Here is a 16256-nt window from a genome sequence, read left to right as displayed (position 1 = left end):
GAATCAGAAGCTGTGGTGGTCAGAAGAGGAAGTACCGCTGTGCCAGGGGCAGTTCGGTGGCGTAGTTGCGTCCGACTTCCTGCCCGTCGACCGTGGTGCGGACGTCGGACGTGGTGGCGCCGCCGATGGTGACGTCGAAGGTGTCGGGGTCGATGTCGATCTTCGGGACGCCGTTGTTGTGGACCATGTCGGCCTTGGTGACCTCCCGGGTGGAGCGGATCGGGCGCAGGGGCTTGAGCAGCCCGATCCGGGAGAGTTCGCCGTCCAGGGCTGCCTCGGCCACGAAGTTGAAGGAGTTGGCCGCCGGAGCGCGGCCCTTGAAGCCCCAGACGGGGCGCGGGAGGTAGGGCTGCGGGGTGGGGATGGAGGCGTTGGCGTCGCCGATCTGGGCGTAGGAGATCTGGCCGCCCTTGATGACCATGTGCGGCTTGACGCCGAAGAACTTCGGTTCCCACAGCACCAGATCGGCGAGTTTGCCGGTCTCGACGGAGCCGACCTCGTGGTCGATGCCGTGGGTGATGGCAGGGTTGATCGTGTACTTGGCGACGTAGCGGCGGGCACGGAAGTTGTCCGCGCGCGCGTCGTCCTCGCGCAGGTGACCGTAGCGGGACTTCATGACGTGCGCCGTCTGCCAGGTCCTCATGATCATCTCGCCGATGCGGCCCATGGCCTGGGCGTCGGAGGACATCATCGAGATGGCGCCCATGTCGTGCAGCAGGTCCTCGGCGGCCATGGTGGAGGGCCGGATCCGGGAGTCGGCGAACTTCATGTCCGCCTCGACCTCCGGGTTGAGGTGGTGGCACACGATCATCATGTCGACGTGCTCCTTGACGGTGTTGACCGTGAAGGGCCGGGTGGGATTCGTCGACGCGGGCAGCACGTTCGGCTTGCTCGCGAGGCTGATCATGTCGGGGGCGTGGCCGCCGCCGGCGCCCTCGATGTGGAAGATGTGCAGGCTCCTGTACTTGGCGTCCTTCGTCCTGCGGTCCTTCTTGGTCGCGGCGAAGGTGTGGTGCACGAAGCCGGACTCGTTCAGGGAGTCGGCGTGCAGGGCGACCTGGACCCCGGTCTCCTCGCACACGTTCAGAGCCGCGTCGATCACGGCCGGCGTCGCGCCCCAGTCCTCGTGGATCTTGAAGCCCAGGGCACCGGCCGCGACCTGGTCGTGCAGCGCCTTCTCGGAGACGGTGCTGCCCTTGGGAAGCAGGCCGATGTTGACCGGGAAGGCGTCGAGCGCCTCGAACATGCGCTGGATGTGCCACTTGCCTGGTGTGACGGTCGTGGCCGTGCTGCCCTCGGCGGGCCCGGTGCCCCCGCCGATCAGCGTCGTCACCCCCGAGGCGACCGCCTCGTGGATTTGCTCCGGGCACAGGAAGTGCACATGGGTATCCACGCCGCCCGCGGTCAGAATGCGGCCCTTGCCGGAGATCACCTCTGTCTCGGGCCCTACGACGAAGGCCGACGCGCGCGGGTCGCGGCTGGCCGGCGGCGTCATGGTCTCTGGGTTGTACGCCTTGCCGATGGCCCGGATGCGGCCGTCGCGCAGCCCGACGTCGGCCTTGACCACGCCCCAGTGGTCCAGGATCAGAGCGCCGGTGATCACGGTGTCCACCGGTTCGCGGGGGTCGTCGCGGGGGATGTGCGACTGGCCCATCGACTCGCGGATCACCTTGCCGCCGCCGAAGACCATCTCATCCCCGCTGATCCCCGGGCCGCCGCACCAGTCGGCGTCGATGCGCAGGACGAGATTGGTGTCGGCGAGCCGGACCCGGTCGCCGGCGGTAGGCCCGTACAGGTCGGCGTAGCGGGAACGCAGCAGTGGCTCCCAGGGCTTGTCCTTCTTGGCCTTGTTCTTCTCAGTCCTGTCCGGCATCGAGGTGCTTCTCCTCTTCGCTCTTGTCGGCCTGCAGCCCGTGGACGATCCGCTCACCGGCGATCGGCACCAGCATCACGGTGCGCTTGTCGCCGGGCTCGAACCGTTCGGATGTACCGGAAGGGATGTGCAGCCGCATTCCGTGGGCGGCCTCACGGCGGAACTTGAGTCCCTCGTTGGCCTCGGCGAAGTGAAAGTGGGAGCCCACCTGGATCGGACGGTCCTTGGGGTTGCGCACCACCAGCGGCACGGGCGTCGCGCCTTCGTTGAAGACCACCCGGTGTTCGTCCTCGTCCGGCAGCAGTTCCGGCTTGCCGGGATGAATGTCCACCTTGGTGGACGCCTCATCGAACGGATCGTGGATGGTCACCAGCTTCGTGCCGTCCGGGAACGTCGCCTCGACCTGGACGTTGTCGATCATCTCCGGCACGCCGTCCATGACCTCGCTGCGCTGCAGCACATGGCGCCCGGATTCCATCACCGCATCAACCGTTGCCCCGGCCCGTGCCTCCTCATAGACGTGCGCCGTCAACAGCGCCATGACCTCGGGATAGTTCAACAGCAGACCGCGTTCACGCCGCCGCTGGGCGACATCGGCCGCCACGTGGATCAACAGACGTTCCTGCTCATGCGGAGTCAGATGCACTCCGATCCCCCTTCTCCTGTCCGTCGCTTCGCCCGTGCGGCAGGCATCACAAAGCGGAACAAAGGGATGCCACCGGTCGTGCCTGTCGTAGACCGATCCTGAAAGAGGGAGGGAACCGATGGACAGTGAAACGGTCTGGTTGGCCCGGATGGAGTGAACCGGGGTCAAAGGGAGCATGCGGGGCGCAACACCCGCGTGCGGGGCGGAGAGGCATCGGCTGATCTCGTGAGTAAGCCCCACTGTCTTCCGCGCGGTGACAACTGCCGACTGTCCGGCACACATACGAGCAGGGCTGTCGAGGGAGAGGCGTCACCCATGTGAGCGGTCCGCTTCACGCCAGTACGGGCTTCGGCGAAGCCTTCCGGAAGCGGGCGCCAGAGCACACCTGCTGCAAACGAAACGCGGCTTTCCCGGAGCTGCGGCGCAGCGGCCGGTGTGCACGCGCTGCTGGAACAAGTTCACGGACGACCGCTGGCAGTCGCTCTGGCAACCCTCGTGGCGCAGCGAGGGAGGCGACCTGTGAGGGCCGAAGAGGCGGCCGCGTGCGACGCGGCCGAGGCGGAAGGCGAGGAAGAACCGCGGCCTGTTCGGACGCCGCCGGTGCCACTTCCTGGGCAAGCCCGACGCGGACCGCGTGGAACTACAGTGCGTCGCCCAGCAGTTCCATGACGAAGTGACGTCGTCGAACCCAGAGCCGACCGGTTGCGGGGCAGTTCACGACCTGGGTCACGGCCGTGCTGGCGGACGGCTGGGCGACGGCCGCTGCTCAGGCCAGCATTCAGATGCCGTAACAGGCCCTGAACCCGCTCGGGTAGGCCCATGGGATCAGGGCTGAGGCCCCGGGACGCCAGTAATGACCTTTCGGGGTCCCGACGGCGAGGGGTGCCACGCCGCTCGGGGATCGTCTCCGAGTCGGTCACCGGCCACGTCGCTCCGGGCACCCAGCACCACGGCGGAGCCGGAGGGCGCGGCACGTACCGCACAGTCCAGCCGACGAATCGGTACCCGGGCGGGGCGTGGTCGCCTACCGTGAGGCAGCGCGTTCTCGAACGCGCACACCGTCTCGTCGTGGGTGACCGTGGCCCCCGACAACCCGTGCGCTTCCGCCGGGTGTGTTCGGTGATCGACTCGTTCGGTGCGGTCCCGTTTGCGCCGGTCTTCCTCTATCCCGTCGTCAGTGCCTACTGGCGGGGATGATCGACTGAACTCAAACCGGCCGGGAAAGGGGGTTCGTGAAGCTCATCGGACCTCAGAATTCGTGCACTACGACCCAGTAGTCGGATTCTTCGACCGAGGCGGCACACAGGTGGCGGCCGTCAACTGAAACGGCGATGAACTCGGGTGAACCCGTCGCCGCGCAGATTCGGGACGGGAGGTTCTTGCCGACCGGGTCTTCTACACGCACCCAGCCGACCTGGCTCCCGCCAGGTACGGGTGGGAGGATGAGGAACTCTCCGTCCTCCCCGTAGAGGGAAGCCTGCGCAGCATGGCGATGCCACGCCTCGTCCAGTCCTTCGGCGGCGTCGGGGGTGGAGGCGAGGATTGCGGCGACCGGCTCCACCTCGAATCCGCTGACCGCATAGATGGCGGCGTTCACGGGTGGGCCGTCAGGTGCCGCAGTCCCCGTCACCTCAAGTCCGCAGCGCCCGAGGGTGTCCAGCCACTCCGGTGCCTGCCAGTCGTTCATGATCGGTGGTCTTCTCCTGGCCCGGAAGCTCGGGCTTTCCCGCCCAGAACTTAACGGTGTCGTTCAGGGCACGGAAGAGGGTTTCACGTTCTTCGACGCTCCCGGAAAGGGCGGCGTCGGCGTCATCGATGGTCATGCACCATGGCAGACCGTCCTGCCTGCTGTCGAAACAGGAGGCGATCGCGTATCGATCGGCGCGGTACAAAGTCGTGGTGATCACCGACGAGTTGCGAGGTGAGGGCCCGTTGTGCCATTTGCCGGCATCGGCGATCGAAGCCAACAGCTACCGTCTGAAACGAAAGACGTGAAGCAGACCTCAGTAGTTCCTGATTTCGTGGAGTAGTCCCTCTTGGGCATCGGGCGGGCACAGCAGTACGGCCTGAAAGGTGGTCTTCTCCTGGCCCGGAAGCTCGGGCTTTCCCGCCCAGAACTTAACGGCGTCGTTCAGGGCACGGAAGAGGATTTCACGTTCCTCGACGCTCCTGGAAAGCGCGGCGTTGGCGTCATCGATGGTAAGGAGGAAATGCTTTGCGCTGATCCAGTGCAGATCGGTCAGGCAGTCCCGTAGTGCGTTCCAGTTCCAGCCGAAGTAGTCCGGGAGGCGCAGTGCCTCGTAGAACTGAGTGAACACCCCGTCGGCGTCGCGCATTTCCTGTCCTCGCATCCGGGCCGAGTAGATCAGTCCGGTGGGAGGCAGGGCGCGTGCAACGGAGAGGGAGGAGTCGGTCGGGACGACACAAACTTCTTCTTCGATCCGTTCCCACCAGGTGGCGTTGATCATCGGCCGGTCTCCATCACGATATATGTCTGATAATGCGTCGGAGTGTAGTACGCCGATCCGTCCGATCCGGTCACGACCCTCTCACCGCCCCACTTCGGGTTGTCGATCGACTGTACCGTGCCCCATTCCGTATAGCGGATATTGTTTCCCTGGCTGTCGAATTCGGGGAGTTTGTAGGCGTCGCCCTTTCCGCTGTTCTCGAATGGCTTGGGGATGGACGGTCCCATGCGTTGAGGGCCCGCGCCCTGAGCCTCTACACCGAACTCGCGAAGGTGACCGGATTGGGCGCGGGTGTGAGGCCGAGGGGGTCCGGAGCCGTGTAGCGGCCGGTCGCAGGGTCGTAGTGGCGAAAGTAGTTGTAGTGGAGGCCGGTTTCGGGGTCGTAGTACTGACCGGGGAAGCGCAGGGGAGTGTAGGTGCTGCGGTCCCGGGACCAGGCCGTGGTGCCCCAGAGCGTGCTGCGGGTGCGCCAGGCGATGTCGCCGGACTCGTTGACAAGTTCGGTGGGGGCACCGACAAGGTCGGTGACGATGGCGAAGAACCGCCGGTCGATCTCCTCCTGGCGGGCATCCGCGGTGAGGATCCGTTCGGTTTGGGCCATTGGGGTCAGGCCGCGATGGTCCCAGGTGAGCGCCACGTGATGGGCAATGTCCTGCGACGCCGTGATTTGCTCGCACACGGTGGTGCCGTCCCAGGTGAAGCGGACCTCCTCGACGACCGTCTCGCCGTCGGAAGCCAGGCGTTGCTTGGCGGTGCGGCGACCCAGTGGGTCGTAGCGATAGCGCCAGCGGGTGCCGTCGGGAGTGATGACGAAGGTGAGGCGGTCCTCGGCGTCCCACTCGTAGCGCCAGGTGTCGGGTTTGCGGGAGAGGCGGGTCCTCTGGCGCAGGGTGACGCGGCCTTGGGCGTCGTGTTCGTAGCGCACACCTCCGGCGCGGGTGAGGGAAGTGCCGTGGTACGTCCGGGCTCCGGTGGCTTCCTGGCCTGGATGGGAGGCAGGCCAGGAGGCGGAGACCTGATTGCCGCACGCGTCGTAGGCGTACCGTTCGCTCCAGTCGTCGGCGGTCACGGCGGTGACACGGCCGACCGGGTCGAGGCCGAAGGTGCGGGTGCCCGACAACCGGTCGGAGACCACGGAGAGGTGACCGTCGGCGCGGTAGGTGTAGGTGCGGCTGTTGAGCTCGCGTCCGTCGGTCATCAGATGCTCGGCGGACAGACGCCCGGCTTCGTCCCAGGCCGAGGTGACGGTGAGGGAGCCGAAGACGCGGGACAGTTCACGGCCTGCCACGTCATGGACGAAGGTGACCTCCTGACCACCAGTGGTCAGGAGGCGGGGGCGGCCTGCCTTGTCATGGGTGTAGGTGGTGACATGGCCGGTGGGGGTGACACGTCCTACGCGACGGCCCACGGCGTTGTAGCGAAAGATGGTGGCGCGGCCGTCGATGAGTTCCGTCTTGATCAGGCCGCGTCGGTCGTACTGCCGGATCAGCTCGCCGTCCGGGCCGGAAGCCCGCAGGAGGCGCCCGGCCGGGTCGTACGCGTAGCTGGTCGTCCGTCCGGAGGCATCCTTGCAGGTGACACGGCCCAGCTCGTCGTGAGTGAAGGAGATGAAGTCACCGAGCGGGTCGATCCGCGTGGTCAACTGCCCTACCGCGTCGAGGCGGTAGTCGATGGTGCGCTCGTCGAAGTCGGTTTCCGAGACCAGACGGCCGGCCGCGTCGTAGCGGTAGCTCCAGCCCAGACCTTGTGGGTTGGTGACACGGGTGAGGCGTAGGGCGGTGTCGTACTCGAACGCGTAGCGGGCGCCGTCCGGCCCGGTGCGGGCGGCGAGTAGGTCGAAGTGGGTGTACTCGAACCGGGTCGCTCCTCCAGCCGGGGAGGTGTGGGTCAGGCAGTTGCCCTCACCGTCGTAGGTCCATGACTCGGTGGCGCCGTCCGCGGCCGTTCGGCGGGCGAGTTGCCCGTCGGCGTTCCAGGTGAGACTGGTGACCCTGCCCACAGGGTCGACGGTGCTGACGAGTCTGCCGAGAGCATCGCGTCCCAGCGAGCGGTGCCGCCGGCCGGGTCGGTGACCTCCACCGGCAGGCCGGCGGCGTCGCAGACCACCTGGGTCGTGGCGCCGAGGGGGTCGGTGACGGAGATGATGCGGCCGGCGTCGTCGTAGGCGTAGCAGGTGACGTGGCCAGCCGCGTCGGTGATTCTGATCCGATTGCCGCGCTCGTCGAAGTCCTGTGTGCGGCGGGTGCCGTCCGGCTCGTGGAACTCCACCGGCAGTCCAAGCGGGCCGCGCACGATGCGCGATCCGGTGCCGTCGGGCCGAGTGACCGCGATGAGCCAGCCGTCCTCATCGTAGGAGTAGAGGGTGGTGCGACCGAGTGGGTCGGTGCGGGTAAGGAGGTTGCCGCGTGCGTCGTAGGTGAAGCGGGTGGTGTGGCCGAGCGGGTCGGTGGTGGCCAGGAGGCGGCAGCCGGGGCCGAACACGTGGCGGTCGCGTGCCCGTCGGCGGTGGTGAGTGTGGTGGTGCGGTGGCCGGTTTCGGGGTCGGGTTCGGTGCCAGTGCGGCCTCGTCGGTGAACCCGCAGATCCAACGCACCCCTCCCGACCGCGCCGACCAGAGGCCTCCGCCGGCCGTGGGCACCAGGAGAACGAGCGCCGCATCTCACCGACCAGCGCACGAGGATCACCGACTCCCCTTCTCCGCTCGGCGATTCGCTCCGCGAGCGCTGTCCCGGTCTGCCCCACGGCCTCTCCCCGTTCCAGGTGACTGATGGCACCGTAGATCAAGACGCACGCGGACATGTCGGCGGTTCTCCTGGAGGCTCGTCATGGGCCTGTGTGTCGCCCTCAGTTCGAGACCGCCGTGGAGACAGGACCAGCCCTCACGGTTCAGATTCGCGCCGGGAGCCGGGCGTGCAGCTTCGGCATGTCCGTCACGCGGCCGTCACCGTGCGGGAGGCGAGCTGGGGGAATGCGTCCTCCCAGACGGCGTGCACGGTACGGCCGACGAGTGTGCGCAGCACCGGCCGCAGCTGGAGGAACAGATCCTGGTTGAGGTACCGGGGCAGGTCATCGCGCAGACCCTCGTGCAGGGACAGTGCGGTACAGGCCCATGCGCTGGCGTGGCTTGCTCATGACCTCCATGGCGGTGGCCCGTCGCCGTCAGCTGACGAGAAGGAGGCAGCCAGGTCCTGGGGGAGCCTTATGGGTCACCGCACCTGCTGTTCCGCCCCCTGTCGGCGGCTCAGGAGGACAGGGACTGTGTAGCCGTAGGCGCGACGCCATCCACTCGCCCTGCCCGGGGCACGCCGCTGACAGGCCGAGCTGAGCAGCCGCCAGTAGCCGTCCGGGCCGTGCGCCCCGCCGGGCAGACGGCAGCCTTCCGAGGCCCCGTCAACTCGAAGCGTGCCCTCTACGGAGTGTGTCGGCCGTGTGGTCGCCGACGCGGGGCGAGGGAAGGGGGGCCCGCACCGTCTCGCGCCGTAACTCCTGCGCGATGGCGCGCGCTTCGATGCCCGCTTGTCGAAGGACACCCGTGAGGGGATTGGTATATCCGGTGAAGTACAGGCGCGAGGCTTCGGGATGGGCCTGTGCCCCTACGGCGAGGGGTTGCCCGTCCTCGTCGAGTACGCCCAGGGACCCGACCAGGTGGTGCAGGTTGGGCTGGTACCCGGTGGCGGCGATGACTGTGTCGGGTTGCAGTCGGGTGCCGTCGGCCAGTAACACGTCGGGGCCGTCGAACGCCTGGACGGCTGCGACCGGCTCGACCCGCCCGGACCGGACGGCGTCCACGAATCCGTGGTCGAGCACCGGGTTGACCCCTTCGCGGGCATTGCGGGTGTACAGGCCCGTGCGGGGCCGCGGCAGTCCCCATGAGGTCAGGTCGGGCACCGCGAGACGTTGCATGAGCAGGGAGGTGCGGTCGCGCCACGCGAGCGGGAGGGCCTCCGTCAGCCGACCGACCGCGTGCCACCGGGCGCTGGAGCGGGGCAGGATGTTGGGTGGGGTACGGACTGCGATCCGTACCCGTGCCGCTCCCGCCCCGGCGAGGACACTGGCGATCTCGGTACCGCTGTTACCGGCGCCGACCACCAGGACGTCCCGCACGCGGTAGGGGGCCGGAGAGCGGTAGTGGGTCGAGTGGAGCAGCGTGCCGGTGAAGGTTGAATGTCCGGGCCAGTCTGGGACGTTCGGGGTGTGGCAGCGGCCGGTGGCCACCACGACCGCACCAGCAGTCACTGGGCCGTCGGGGGTATGGACCATCCACTGTGCTCCCGAACCCGGCTCGGCCCGCTCGATGCGCTGCACCAGGGTGTTCACCCGGACGTCGAGTCGGTGATGGACGACGTAGCTCTCCAGGTAGCGCACATAGTCGTCCCGGCTCACCCACGGGCCCGCTTGGCGCGGCACCGACAGGCCGGGGAGGCTCGAGGTGCCGGGAGTGGTGTGGAGGCGTAGATGGTCGTAGCGCTGCGCCCAGCTCGCTCCCACCCGGTCCGATCGTTCCAGGATCACGGCCGGCACCCCGGAGCGGCGTAGTAGCGCGGCGGCCGCCAGGCCGTGGGGACCCGCTCCGATCACGATCGTGGGAGCGCTGAGGTTTTGCTGCGGTGTCGAGGACATCACCTCCTACAACGGCGGACCGAGGAGCGGGTCACGCTCGGCGGGGAGGCGCAAAGCCTGTGAAGTGGTGACGTCGGCCGCTCAACGGAACAGCGGGTGGCTGCCGTTACACCAGCGGTACGGACTCGTTGGACAACGGGCAGCAGCGCGCCGCCTCGCGCGGCGGGTCGGTCCGCCGAGGGCCGGACCGTCGGGACTGTCCGGGCCGGGCGCGGCTGAGCGGCCATGAGCCGTGCAGGCCAGGGGACATGAGCCTGCGCGGCCCCGGCCCCTGCGGCGGGCCCCGGGTCGGCTCGCTCCACCTGTCCGATCTTTCGAGGGGATCATGTGCAGGCAGCAACGACGTGCCACCGGCCACGGTTGCGAATCAGCGGAGTCTGCAAGGCGTACGGCGGCAGGCAGGTCCTGCGCGATGTGGATCTTGACGTGTCTGCTGGGACGCTGGTGGGAGTCGTCGGCGAGAACGGTGCGGGCAAGAGCACTCTGTTGCAGATCGCCGTGGGACACCTTGCGCCCGACGGCGGAACGGTGACACGGACCGGGGCGGTGGGGTACTGCCCGCAACAGGCGGTGCTCCACGATGCGTTCACCGTCGGACAGCATCTGCGGTTGTTCCAGATGGCCTATCGGTTGCCGACGCTGGAGCGCGCCGGCGAGCTGATGGAGCTGCTGGCGCTGACCGGTTGCCGGCGACAGCAGGTCGGCGAGCTCAGTGGTGGAACGCGACAGAAGCTGAACCTGCTGATCGCTCTCATGCACGATCCGCAGTTGCTGGTCCTGGACGAGCCCTACCAGGGCTTCGACTGGGACACTCATCAGCGGTTCTGGGCCCTGGCCGCCGATCTGCGTGATCAGGGCCGGTCGATCATCGTGGTTTCGCACCTGCTGCACGACCTGCACCACTTCGACGCGATCGCTCATCTGCGCCAGGGTCGTCTGCACTTCGAGGAGACCGACCATTGAGGCTCTCCTGGACGGCATTCACCGAACTGCTGCGGTGCACTCTGCTGGGCCACCTGCGCAACCGGCTGGCCCTATTTCTTGCGGTCGCGTTCATCCCCATCTGGATTTTCGTGGCGCGCTTGTGCACCTCCGACCAAGTGGTGCGTATCCGGCTGGACGCCATCGGCGGCCCCGTCTCCGCTCCGGCCAGCCAGGTGGGTCAGGTGGCCAGTGCGCTGGGCGCCATCACCATGGTCGCCGGCTTCATCGCCTTCACCGAAACCTTCCAATCGCGGGAGATGGACCGCCGTCTGCTGCTGGCCGGGTACCCACGGCTGCCGATACTGCTGGCCAAACTCGCTGCCGTCGCCCTTACCGCCACCCTGCTGGCCCTCTACACCACGATCCTGCTGTGGATCTCTCTGCCCGTACGCCATGCAGCACCCCTGGCGCTGGCCCTTGCGGGCGCCGGCCTCGTCTACGGCGGCATCGGGCTTCTGCTCGGCTCCGTGGTCCGCGGCGAGCTGGAGGGCTTTTTCCTCATCATCATGCTCAGCCTGGTCGACACCGGCCTGCAGAATCCCGTCTTCAACACGCTCATGGATGTGGCGGGCGTGTCAGCGCTTCCTCTGTACGGCGTGAACCAGCTGGCGCTGAGCTCAGCCCTGACCCCGCACATTCCCTGGTCCCACGGGCTGCTCTCCCTCACCTGGTCCGCAGCGACCGGCGCCCTGGCGTTACTCGTCCTCCACACGCACCGCCCTTCCCGCTCCCCGTGGTCCCGCAGGACGAGAGTCCACGCAGAGTGATCACGGTGCGGATGGTCCTGAGGGACTCTGCTTGGCCCGAGGCTGTCCAATCAGCGGTGTGAGCAGGGTGCCGGTGGCGGCTCACCCCTCGCCCGCGATAGGTGCGCGCGGCACTACGCGTCATTACTCCTGTGCGACAGGGGGCGTGCGCAGGGCGGTCACGGCCACGGCGTCGGTGCCGCCGAACAGATCGGCGACCCGGCCGCCCAGGAGGAGGAGCCCGCCGCAGGCCCTGGCCCTTCTCGGTTCCCTGTACGCCGACGGCGGGCGGAACCCGTCCCGTACCGCCGGACAGTGAGCCCGTGGCGTGCCCCCGAGCCGGAGGGTCCGTGCTCGCGGGTGTCTTCGGGCCGGATCAGCCGCTCGGCCGCCCCGCAGCTCAGGCTGACGCGAAACCAGATGTCAGGCAGGCCAGCAACTGGCCGGGCGCGTCCTCCTGGAGGAGGTGGCCGGCGTCATCGATCCAGTGCAGTTCGGCGTGCGGAACGCGTTCGTGCAGCCACTCGGCGTACTCCGGTGGGAGAATGCGGTCCTCACGGCCCCACAGGATCCGCACCGGAATCGACACACCGCCCAGCAGGTGCTCGTACGCGGCCGTGTCCGCCTGCCTGATCTGGCTGTACTGACGGTAGAACGCCGACTGCCCTGCCTCCCCACGCCACGGTGCGAGGAACGTGTCCAGGATTCCCGGCCGGAAGCCGGCGTGCGTGGCGTGCCGCAGATGGCTTGCTACCAGCGCTTCGTGGGCGTAGGCCGGAAGCTTGCGGAAGACTTCCTCGTGCTCCAGGAAGAGCCGGAACAGTCCCCGCTCCCACTCGCCGCCGCTCACCGCGTCGAAGAGGATCAGGTCCCGGTAGTTCCTCTCCTCCAGCAGCAGGGTCCGCAGCGCTACCGCCCCGCCGATGTCGTGAGCCACGACGCTGGGGCGGGACAGTCCCCAGTGGTCGAGGAGTTGAGCGAAGTTCCTCGAGTGAGCCGCGAGGCTCAGGTCCTGGCCCTCGTGCTGCTCGGACTGGCCGAAGCCGAGATGGTCGAAGAAGAAGACCGTGCGGGTACGGGCGAGCGCGGGAGCGATGTCGCGCCACAGGAACGAGGAGTACGGCGTGCCGTGCACCAGTACGAGTGGGTCTCCGCTGCCCAAGGCCCCCCACCGCACCACCCCTCCGGGTGTCTCGAATTCCTCGTCCAGCGTCCAGTCCACCACTTTGCTCCTCTCCTGCCTCGTGAGCACCACCTTCCACGCGGAGCGTTTTTCGATGCCTCGACAGCAAGAAACCTGCCGCACTGCCTGGGCCTCGGGCTACCGTCCGCCCCCGACTGGTGTTGGTGATCGGAATGACGGGGCCCGAATCCTCGGAGTCGGGCCCCTGACTTCTTCCTGCCGGGACGTCACAGCAGGCGCTTGCGGCCCCAGACGATGATGAAGGTGACGATGGCCGCGGCGACGGCGAGCATGATGCCCGCTCCGAGCCACTGCATCGTGTGCATCTGGGAGATGGGGAGGTAGTCGATGGACCAGCCGATGACGTGCTTGGCCTCCAGGCAGGCGGTGTGCGCCCGGTCGTTGTCGATCTTGTCGAGGCAGGTGGTCCAGTCCAGACGGGCTCCGGAGCTGGTGAGGAAGTAGGTGCCCTCTCCCTGCTGCACCGCCCCGGCGGGCAGCTTCGGCCGTGCGGCGCCGGGTCCGACTCCCTTGTCCGTGCTGACCGACACGAGGTTGCCCAGGTCCAGCCGGAACCGGTCCCAGACGACTCCGATCGCCACGACGATGCCGAGCGTGACCACCATCGACACCAGCGTGCGGCGCAGGAGCATGCCGGCCGCCACGCCCACGGCGAACGTCATCAGGGCGTAGGCCACCGGCATCACCCCGGTGACGTCGAAGAACGCGCCGCTGGTCCACTCCAGGGTGTCGGACCGTGCCTTGACCGGGCTCCACCACCAGTTGAAGACGGCGGCGAGTACCGCGGTGGACAGTGTGATCAGTGCGGCGGGCAAGGCGAGCTTCGTGGTGAGCCAGCGAAGCCGGCTGACGGACTGCGAGGTCACCAGCTTGGCGGTGCCTGATTCCAGGTCGCCCGCGATGAGCGGGGCACCGAGCAGGACACCCGTGAGGAGAGGGACGTAGCCCAGGTATCCGCCGAAGCTGAAAAGGCGGACCGTGTACTTCTCGAAATCGGGCGGCAGGCCACCGGACTTCTGCGGGTGCGCGTCCAGGTGGTCCACCACCTGCCCGCGCAGAAGGACCATCACGGCCACGCACAGGAGGGTGAGGGCGATGAGGGTCCAGAACGCGGCGCGGTGCTGGCGCCAGACGAGCCAGGCGGTACCGCCGAGCCTCGGGCCGGCCAGCCGGGAGCCCGGCGCGTGCTGCGGGCGCCCGGCGGGCGCCGTGTGGGCCGGGTCGTGAGTGAGCGTGGTCATACGGTCACAGCCTTCTGCCGGTCGCGGGCGATGATGTCGTGGATGTCGCCGACGCGGGCGCTGGGGGCGATCAGCGAGGGCGCGTCGGGTGCACGCAGATAGGCGAGCAGCAGCTCTTCCAGAGTGGGAGGCGTGACCGGCCCGCCGGACGTGATCGGAGCGCCCAGCCGCACCAGGACGCCCGGCCGGCCCTCGTCGTGGTGGGGCTCGATGACGGTGTGGGGTGCGACGGCGGGCAACGAGCCGCCCCCGGGGATGTCGAGCAGGGCGTGTGCGGCGCGTAGTTCGTTCACCTCGCCCGCGAGACGGAGGCCTCCGTCCGCGACGACGAGGAGGTAGTCGCAGATGTGCTCCAGCTCGGCGAGCATGTGCGAGGACACCAGGACCGTGGTGCCGTGCTCGGCGGCCTCCGCCGTCAGCGTGGCCATGAGTTCGCGGCGTACCAGCGGGTCCAGATCGGACATCGGCTCGTCGAGGATGAGCAGGTCGGGGCGCTTCCCGAAAGCCAGGGCGAAGGCGACGCGGGTGCGCTGCCCGCCGGACAGCGTGCCGATCCTCGCTTTCAGCGGCACCCGGCCCGCGTGGACGATGCCCTCGGCGACCTCCTGGTCCCACCGGGGGTTGAGCTCACGGCCCAGGCGCAGGGTCTCGGCCACGGTGAAGCGCCCGAACAGCGGCTTCTCCTGGGTGAGGAACGCGGTGCGCAGGACCGACTCCGTCGAGCCTGCTGCCGCGCCGAACACCCGCAGGCTGCCGGTCGTCGGCCGGATCATGTTGGTGGCCAGTCCCATCAGGGTGCTCTTGCCCGCGCCGTTGGGGCCGACGAGGCCGCAGACCCGTCCGGCCGGCAGCCGGAAGGAAACGTCCCGCAATGCCCAGCCGCGCCGGTACTGCTTGCCGAGCCCATGGGCCTCGATCGCCGATGCGCCGACGGGGGGTGCGAAACCCGCTCCGTTTCCGCGATGCGTCCCTGGGTGGTCCATGTGTGGCTCCTGTGCGTGTGGGAGGAGGGCCGGCCCTGTGCGTGTGGGGGAGAGGGCCGGCTGGGTACGGTCGACCACTGCCGGGAAGCCGCCGACGCGGGCTCCATATCCTCCGGGGCTCCCCACTAAGGTGATGTCGGCCGTGATCATGACGTGGTCCTTGCGTGATGAATGGCGAACGCCGCCTGGTGACCACGACTCTCCTCCGCGGCGTCTCGCGGCGGATCGGGCGAAAGACAGATCATGCGAGGCCGGCTCCGACTTTCGGCCGGTCCGCCGGAAGGACGGTGAGAGAGATGGTGCGAGCGGCGGACGAAGCGCCCACCCCCACGGTCACAAGGGAGACGGGACGTTCGCAGTTACTGCCCGTCACGGCGTGGATGTTGCTCGGCGGAGCCTTGGTCGGCCTTGTCGTGCTCGACTGGGCAGGCGGCCTCTACTGGATCCCCTACCACGGCCCCGCCAAGCTGATCGGCGCCCTGGTGATCGTCGCTCTCGCCGTCGTCTCACCCCGGCTCGACAGCCGGGCACTGCCGGTGGCCGCCTGCGTGTGCGCGGTCGGGTCGCTGTGTCTCTCGGTCTGGATACACCTGGAAATGGTGGGCAGCTCGCAGCCGTTGGGATTCGCCGAGCCGGCGGCGCTCGTGTGGCTCCTCCTGCTTGTCGCCCGACGGGGGAAGCCCGCATGGGTGGCGCTCGCCGTCCCTCTGCTGGGCATGGCGATCGTGCTGCGGCCGGTGTCGGTCTCGGTGCGGCAGTCCACCACCATCATGGCGCTGCTCTTCGCCCTGGCAGCGGTCACGGCACTGGGCATGGGCCTGGGCATGCGCCTGCTCCTGGTGGACCGGCGGCGGCAGGCGGCGGCCCTCCGCCTCGAGCAGCGGACAGAGTTCGCCAGGGACCTGCACGACTTCGTCGCCCACCACGTGACCGGCATCGTCGTGCAGGCGCAGGGGGCACAGGCGATGGCCGGCCGGCGGCCCGAACTCGTACCGCCCGCGCTGCAGCGGATCGAACAGGCGGGTTCGGAGGCACTGGCCTCGATGCGGCACATGGTGGGGATGCTGCGTGACGCCGACGGCGAAGTGACACTGACGCCGCTGGCGGGCATCGGTGAAGTGCGTACGCTCGTCGAGGAGTTCGCGGCCGTCGGCGGCGCCCATGCCCGGCTCGAACTGGCGGGGAACCTCGACGACCTGCCGGTCGAGGTGTCCACCACCGCGCACCGGGTGGTGATGGAGGCCCTCACCAACGTACGCAAACACGCCCACGGGTGCACCGAGGTGTGGGTGCGTGTGGACCGCTCGGGGGACCGGCTCACCGTACGGGTCAGCGACGACGGACGGCCGCGTCACCTCTCCCAGAGCGGCTTCGGGCTGAAGGGCCTGGCCGAGCGGGTGGGCCTGATCGGCGGAGACGTCCAGGCGGGCCCGCCGGCTTGGCGGCCGCTGCCGCCCGCTCGCCGTTGGCCGACGCCGGGCTGGTCATACC

At 68.5% G+C, this 16256-nt stretch carries 13 protein-coding genes and 2 pseudogenes; 3 read left to right on the top strand and 12 right to left on the bottom strand.

Translation table 11 applies throughout. From position 1 onward, the window contains the following. Positions 1–19 precede the first annotated feature (19 nt). The 9 genes and pseudogenes from C1J00_RS07425 to C1J00_RS07385 form a co-directional block, all read right to left on the bottom strand. A complete protein-coding gene (locus C1J00_RS07425; protein ID WP_102908230.1) occupies positions 20–1873 on the bottom strand; it encodes an urease subunit alpha in 1854 nt (617 codons plus the stop codon). Beyond that, positions 1857–2519 (bottom strand): urease subunit gamma, encoded by a 663-nt coding sequence (locus tag C1J00_RS07420; protein WP_102908229.1) that lies wholly within the window; start codon positions 2517–2519, stop codon positions 1857–1859. Before C1J00_RS07420 ends, C1J00_RS07425 begins: the two co-directional genes overlap by 17 nt. A 1249-nt stretch (positions 2520–3768) precedes the next feature. Next, positions 3769–4116 (bottom strand): PH domain-containing protein, encoded by a 348-nt coding sequence (locus tag C1J00_RS07410; protein ID WP_245936236.1) that lies wholly within the window; start codon positions 4114–4116, stop codon positions 3769–3771. Between the two features lie 34 nt (positions 4117–4150). Further along, positions 4151–4486, bottom strand: a complete 336-nt coding sequence (locus tag C1J00_RS45110) for a hypothetical protein (protein ID WP_180989449.1) — start codon at positions 4484–4486, stop codon at positions 4151–4153. A gap of 36 nt (positions 4487–4522) precedes the next feature. Further along, complete coding sequence (locus C1J00_RS07400; RefSeq protein WP_102908226.1) at positions 4523–4987, bottom strand: barstar family protein; 465 nt, start codon at positions 4985–4987, stop codon at positions 4523–4525. Continuing rightward, a complete protein-coding gene (locus C1J00_RS44620) occupies positions 4984–5214 on the bottom strand; it encodes a ribonuclease domain-containing protein (protein ID WP_146046145.1) in 231 nt (76 codons plus the stop codon). Before C1J00_RS44620 ends, C1J00_RS07400 begins: the two co-directional genes overlap by 4 nt. A 41-nt stretch (positions 5215–5255) precedes the next feature. Continuing rightward, positions 5256–7539: pseudogene (locus C1J00_RS07395) on the bottom strand (RHS repeat-associated core domain-containing protein); the annotation flags it as partial. Then, positions 7539–7729: pseudogene (locus C1J00_RS46490) on the bottom strand (hypothetical protein); the annotation flags it as partial. The pseudogenes C1J00_RS07395 and C1J00_RS46490, both read right to left, overlap by 1 nt. 648 nt (positions 7730–8377) lie before the next feature. Continuing rightward, positions 8378–9607, bottom strand: a complete 1230-nt coding sequence (locus C1J00_RS07385; RefSeq protein WP_102908225.1) for a flavin-containing monooxygenase — start codon at positions 9605–9607, stop codon at positions 8378–8380. Positions 9608–9934: 327 nt separating this feature from the next. Here C1J00_RS07385 and C1J00_RS07380 point away from each other — a divergent pair, with 327 nt between their 5' ends. Both C1J00_RS07380 and C1J00_RS07375 read left to right on the top strand, forming a co-directional pair. Then, on the top strand, positions 9935–10570 hold the full coding sequence (locus C1J00_RS07380) for an ABC transporter ATP-binding protein (RefSeq protein ID WP_102908224.1): 636 nt from the start codon (positions 9935–9937) through the stop codon (positions 10568–10570). After that, positions 10567–11358, top strand: coding sequence for a hypothetical protein (locus C1J00_RS07375; protein ID WP_102908223.1), 792 nt, complete (start codon positions 10567–10569; stop codon positions 11356–11358). The genes C1J00_RS07380 and C1J00_RS07375 overlap by 4 nt, the downstream gene beginning before the upstream one ends. 379 nt (positions 11359–11737) lie before the next feature. Here C1J00_RS07375 and C1J00_RS07370 read toward each other — a convergent pair whose 3' ends face one another. From C1J00_RS07370 to C1J00_RS07360, 3 genes are all read right to left on the bottom strand, one after another. Further along, positions 11738–12559 carry an alpha/beta fold hydrolase gene (locus tag C1J00_RS07370; RefSeq protein WP_102908222.1) on the bottom strand — a complete coding sequence of 274 codons (822 nt, stop codon included), beginning with the start codon at positions 12557–12559 and terminating at the stop codon, positions 11738–11740. Positions 12560–12747: 188 nt separating this feature from the next. Beyond that, positions 12748–13782 (bottom strand): ABC transporter permease, encoded by a 1035-nt coding sequence (locus tag C1J00_RS07365; protein WP_102908221.1) that lies wholly within the window; start codon positions 13780–13782, stop codon positions 12748–12750. Continuing rightward, entirely contained in the window at positions 13779–14765 is a 987-nt protein-coding gene (locus C1J00_RS07360; RefSeq protein WP_102908220.1) for an ABC transporter ATP-binding protein, read from the bottom strand. Before C1J00_RS07360 ends, C1J00_RS07365 begins: the two co-directional genes overlap by 4 nt. A 398-nt stretch (positions 14766–15163) precedes the next feature. Here C1J00_RS07360 and C1J00_RS07355 point away from each other — a divergent pair. Then, positions 15164–16256, top strand: a 1093-nt coding sequence (locus C1J00_RS07355; RefSeq protein WP_245936235.1) for a sensor histidine kinase, incomplete at its 3' end; no start/stop codon positions are given.

This window comes from Streptomyces cahuitamycinicus, from assembly GCF_002891435.1.
GTDB lineage: Bacteria > Actinomycetota > Actinomycetes > Streptomycetales > Streptomycetaceae > Streptomyces > Streptomyces cahuitamycinicus.
This window is presented reverse-complemented; position numbering and strand designations above follow the sequence as displayed.